Here is a 4609-nt window from a genome sequence, read left to right as displayed (position 1 = left end):
GCCTCAGCGGCGTCGCGGCCGGTGCGCGACGCGCGCGCGCGGTTCGCGCTCGCGCAGCTGCGCTGGCAGCGTGCGCGGCCCGATCCGTCGCAGGCGCGCTTGGCGCTCGCGGGGCTGTCGCAGCGTCTGGCGCTGGCCTTGCAGCGCCGTCACGAACGCGACACGGCTCGCGTGTCAGCCTGTGCGGCAAGGCTCGAGGTGTTGAGCCCGCAGCGCACGCTCGAGCGCGGTTATGCGGCGCTGATCGATGCACAGACGGGCCGTGCGGTGCGCACGCCGAACGCGCTGAAGCCGCAGCGCCGCCTGACCGTGCATCTCGCGGAAGGCTCGGCCGACGTGTCGCTTGCCGACGTGCAGCCGCGGCTGACCGATACGATCTGATGTAACCGGCGCGCGCACCGTGACGGTCGCGCAACGGCCAAACCGCGCGCCGGAACGGGTGCTGCGCAGCGCCTGCTCGTCCGGCCGGACGTTGCGTCAACATCGCTTTTCCGCATACCGCGGATAAATGGCCCGTGAGTTTGCGGGGTTATTCGTCCTCGCCTACAATCGGACGCTCGGCAGCATTCAACACAGCCTCCCTACATACTCAACGAAGGAATCGCCATGGCTCATACGCTCCCGCCGCTCCCGTACGCTGAAGACGCACTCGCGCCGACCATCTCGCTCGAGACGATCCAGTACCACTACGGCAAGCACCATCAGGCTTATGTGACGAACCTGAACAATCTGATCCCGGGCACGGAATTCGAAAACCTGTCGCTGGAAGAGATCGTGAAGAAGTCGTCGGGCGGCATCTTCAACAACGCCGCGCAAATCTGGAACCACACGTTCTTCTGGAACAGCCTGTCGCCGAACGGCGGCGGCGCACCGACCGGCGCGCTGGGCGACGCGATCAACGCGAAGTGGGGTTCGTACGACGCGTTCAAGGAAGCGTTCACGAAGGCCGCAGTCGGCACGTTCGGTTCGGGCTGGGCATGGCTGGTGAAGAAGGCTGACGGTTCGCTCGACATCGTGTCGACGAGCAACGCCGCAACGCCGCTGACGACCGCCGACAAGGCACTGCTGACGATCGACGTGTGGGAACACGCGTACTACATCGACTACCGCAACGCACGTCCGAAGTTCGTCGAAGCGTTCTGGAACATCGTGAACTGGGACTTCGCAGCGAAGAACTTCGCGTAAGGTCCGGCGCCTGCGCGCCGCTACGGCGCGCGGCACCCAGCAAAAAAGCCCTCGAAACGAGGGCTTTTTGTTTTTTGTGGCGAGTGAACGTGCCGTGCGTGCCCGATCAGGCCAGCAGGCCGAGGCCCCAGCCGAGCGCGGCGCTTGCGAGCACGACCGCCCACGGCGGTACGCGCCAGAACACCAGCGCGACGAATGCGACGAGCGCGGCGGCCAGATCGCCGGGCGCCACGATCGTGTCGGTCCAGACCGGGTGATAGAGCGCGGCGAGCAGCAGCCCGACGACGGCCGCGTTCACGCCCGCGAGCGCGGCCTGCATCCGCGTGCTGCGGCGCAGGCGTTCCCAGAATGGCGCGGTGCCGGCCACCAGCAGGAACGACGGCGCGAAGATCGACACCAGCGCGATCGTGCCGCCGAGCCAGCCGTTCGGCGCGTGGCGCAGCGACGCGCCGAGGAACGCCGAGAACGTGAACAGCGGCCCCGGCACCGCCTGCGCGACGCCATATCCGGCCAGGAATGCTGCATCGCCGACCCAGCCGGGCGCGACCACGGCCGCCTGCAGCAGCGGCAGCACCACGTGCCCGCCGCCGAACACGAGCGCACCCGTGCGGAAGAATGCATCGACGACGGCGAGCGTATCGGAGCGCAGCGCGCGGGCCGCGAACGGCAGCACGACGAGGAGCGCCGCGAACAGCGCGAGCCACAGTACGCCCGCGCGGGGCGACACGTGCAGCGGCAGCGGATCGTGGGCGCCGCGCGCCGGCTGCGGCAGCAGCACGAGGCCGGCCAGTCCGGCCGCGACGATCACGGCAACCTGCGTCCACGCGGCCGGCGCGAGCAGCGCGACGCAGGCGGCCGCGGCCATCAGCGTGACGCGACGCGCATCCGGGCACAGCGTGCGCGCCATGCCCCACACGGCTTGCGCGATCACGGCGACCGACACGATGCGCAGCCCGTGCAGCGCACCGGCTTCGATCGGTGCGCCCGTCGCGTGCACGCCGAGCGCGAACAGCATCATCAGCAGCGCCGACGGCAGCGTGAAGCCGAGCCACGCGGCGAACATGCCGGCATAGCCGGCGCGCGCGAGACCGATCGCCATCCCGACCTGGCTGCTCGCGGGCCCCGGCAGGAACTGGCACAGCCCGACGAGATCCGCATACGTGCGCTCGGTGAGCCAGCCGCGCCGCGTGACGAATTCGGTGCGGAAGTAGCCGAGATGCGCGACCGGACCGCCGAACGACGTGAGGCCGAGCCGCAGGAATGCGACGAACACCGGCCACGGATGGCGGGAGGGAGCGGAGGCGGTCGACGTGCTCAAGGCTGTGCCGGCGGATGAACGGACGAGCCGCCACGATAGCGCATCGCGGTGACGGCGGGGAGGCCGCGCCGCGGCCGTGCCGGGGCTCAGCGCACGCCGTCGGGCAACCCGCTCGCGCGCCGCAGCGCAGCGACGTCGACGAGCTCGATCTCGCCGACGTGCAGCCGCACGACGCCATCGGCCTGCAGCGCCTTCAGCAACTGGTTGGTGGTCTGCCGCGTCAGCGACAGCATCGCCGCGAGCGTTTCCTGCGACAGCCGGATGCGGGTGCGGCCGGCGCTGATCCCGCCATAGCCGTCGGCGATCATCAGCAGGCGGGCGGCGAGCCGCTGCGCGGCCGGCATCACGCTCATCGATTCGACGGTCAGGAAACTCAGGCGCAGCTTCTGCGCCATCAGCAGCGCGAATTGCCGCCAGTATTGCGGCGTCGCGTCGAGGATCGCGAGCAGCGTGGCCTGCGGGACGTGCAGCAGCAACGCGTCGTCGAGCGCGATCGCATCGTGCGTGCGCGGCTGGCCGTCGAACAGCGCGATTTCGCCGAACCAGGTGACGGGCTCGGCCACGGTCAGCAGCGCTTCCTTGCCCTGCGGGTCGACCGCACCTATCGTGAGTGAACCGGCCAGGACGGCGTACAGCCCGCACGGCGGGTCGCCGCGCCGGAACAGCGCATGGCCGCCCGGCAGCCGGCGCAGCGCCGCGCGGGCGAGCAGGTCCGCGCGCAACGCGGGCGGCAGCGCGGCGAACCACGGGTTCGCTTCGATCTGCGGCAGGTACGGGGTGAGCGACGAGGGCATGGGCACGCGATGTCGGGTAGCTGACAGAGGTTCTCGGGCGTGACGCGCATCATAGCGCTCAATAACCGACCAGGAGACGCGATGAAGACGCTCGAAGACCATCTTTCCCAGTATGCGGCCTACCACCGAGACGCGCGCAACATCGCGACGCACCTGGTCGGGATCCCGATGATCGTGTTCGCGGCCGAGGTGCTGCTGTCGCGGCCGGCGCTCGGCATGCTGGCCGGCATCGCGCTGACGCCGGCGCTGCTGCTGGCCGTCGCGTTCGCGGTGTTCTACCTGCGCCTCGACCTGCGGTTCGGGATCGTGATGACCGCGCTGTTCGCGCTGGGCCTGTGGGCCGCGCAGGCGCTCGCGTTGCTGCCGACCGCGCAATGGCTCGCGATCGGCATCGGCGCGTTCGTCGTCGGCTGGATCGTGCAGTTCGTCGGGCACTGGTTCGAAGGGCGCAAACCCGCGTTCGTCGACGATCTGGTCGGCCTGATGGTCGGGCCGCTGTTCGTCGTCGCCGAGATCGCGTTCTTCGCGGGGCTGCGCGGCGACGTGCGCCGCGAAGTCGAGCGGCGGGCCGGCCCCGTGCACGGCGGCGCCCATTCGCATGTCTGACGCACCGGTCTGCGTGTTCGGCGCGGGCGCCGTCGGCTGCTATCTCGGCGGCCGGCTCGCGGCGGCCGGCGTGAACGTGACGCTCGTCGGCCGCGCACGGATCGGCGACGCGATTCATCGGCATGGGCTGACGCTGACCGACCAGCGTGGCTACCGCGCGTCGGTCGCGCCGGCCGACGTCGTGTTCGCGACCGATCCCGCGGCTGCGGCCGCCGCGCGGCTCGTGCTCGTGACGGTGAAGTCGGCCGCGACGCGTGACGCCGCGGCGCAGCTTGCCGGCGTGCTGCGACCCGGCACGGTCGTGATCAGCTTCCAGAACGGCCTGCACAACGCCGACGTGCTGCGCGAGGCGCTGCCGCAAGCCACCGTGCTGGCCGGCATGGTGCCGTTCAACGTGATCGAACGGGAGCCCGGTGCGTTTCACCAGGGCTCGGCCGGCGCGCTGGCGGCCGACGCGTCCCCCGCGCTGCAGCCGTTCGCCGGTGCATTCGCGCGCGCCGGGCTGCCGCTCGTGCTGCATCGCGACATGCGGGCGGTGCAGTGGGCGAAGCTGCTGCTCAACCTGAACAACGCGGTCAACGCGCCGGGTGCGATGGTCGAATCGTAGTACGCGTTCAGCACGTACTTGCCGAAGCCCTGTTGCGCGAAGAAGTTCTCGGGCAGATATACGTCCCATGGCGACGCTGCCGTCCGGTCACCACCGATC

Annotated in this window: 5 protein-coding genes and 1 pseudogene; 4 read left to right on the top strand and 2 right to left on the bottom strand. The window is 70.3% G+C overall.

The annotated features are described in order from the left end of the window. Positions 1 to 381 (top strand): exodeoxyribonuclease VII large subunit (locus tag G3N61_RS38060; protein ID WP_277405134.1); only part of this gene is annotated, 381 nt, incomplete at its 5' end. A 225-nt stretch (positions 382 to 606) separates the two neighbouring features. After that, positions 607 to 1185 (top strand): superoxide dismutase [Fe], encoded by a 579-nt coding sequence (gene sodB / locus G3N61_RS38055; RefSeq protein WP_011352986.1) that lies wholly within the window; start codon positions 607 to 609, stop codon positions 1183 to 1185. Between the two features lie 106 nt (positions 1186 to 1291). On the opposite strand, the gene chrA is transcribed toward sodB, so the two are convergent. Beyond that, positions 1292 to 2503, bottom strand: coding sequence for a chromate efflux transporter (chrA, locus tag G3N61_RS38050; RefSeq protein WP_205825000.1), 1212 nt, complete (start codon positions 2501 to 2503; stop codon positions 1292 to 1294). A gap of 86 nt (positions 2504 to 2589) precedes the next feature. Further along, positions 2590 to 3297 (bottom strand): Crp/Fnr family transcriptional regulator, encoded by a 708-nt coding sequence (locus G3N61_RS38045; RefSeq protein WP_205824999.1) that lies wholly within the window; start codon positions 3295 to 3297, stop codon positions 2590 to 2592. Positions 3298 to 3378: 81 nt separating this feature from the next. Between G3N61_RS38045 and G3N61_RS38040 the strand changes: the two genes are divergently transcribed. Together G3N61_RS38040 and G3N61_RS38035 are read left to right on the top strand one after the other, a co-directional pair. Then, on the top strand, positions 3379 to 3903 hold the full coding sequence (locus G3N61_RS38040; protein ID WP_205824997.1) for an Mpo1-like protein: 525 nt from the start codon (positions 3379 to 3381) through the stop codon (positions 3901 to 3903). Continuing rightward, a pseudogene (locus G3N61_RS38035) lies at positions 3896 to 4486 on the top strand (2-dehydropantoate 2-reductase); the annotation flags it as partial. The gene G3N61_RS38040 and the pseudogene G3N61_RS38035, both read left to right, overlap by 8 nt. Positions 4487 to 4609: the final 123 nt, after the last annotated feature.

The organism is Burkholderia sp. Ac-20349, from assembly GCF_017104865.1.
Classification (GTDB): Bacteria; Pseudomonadota; Gammaproteobacteria; order Burkholderiales; family Burkholderiaceae; genus Burkholderia; species Burkholderia aenigmatica.
The sequence above is the reverse complement of the archived record's forward strand: the minus strand, read 5'-3'. Positions and strand labels throughout refer to the sequence as shown.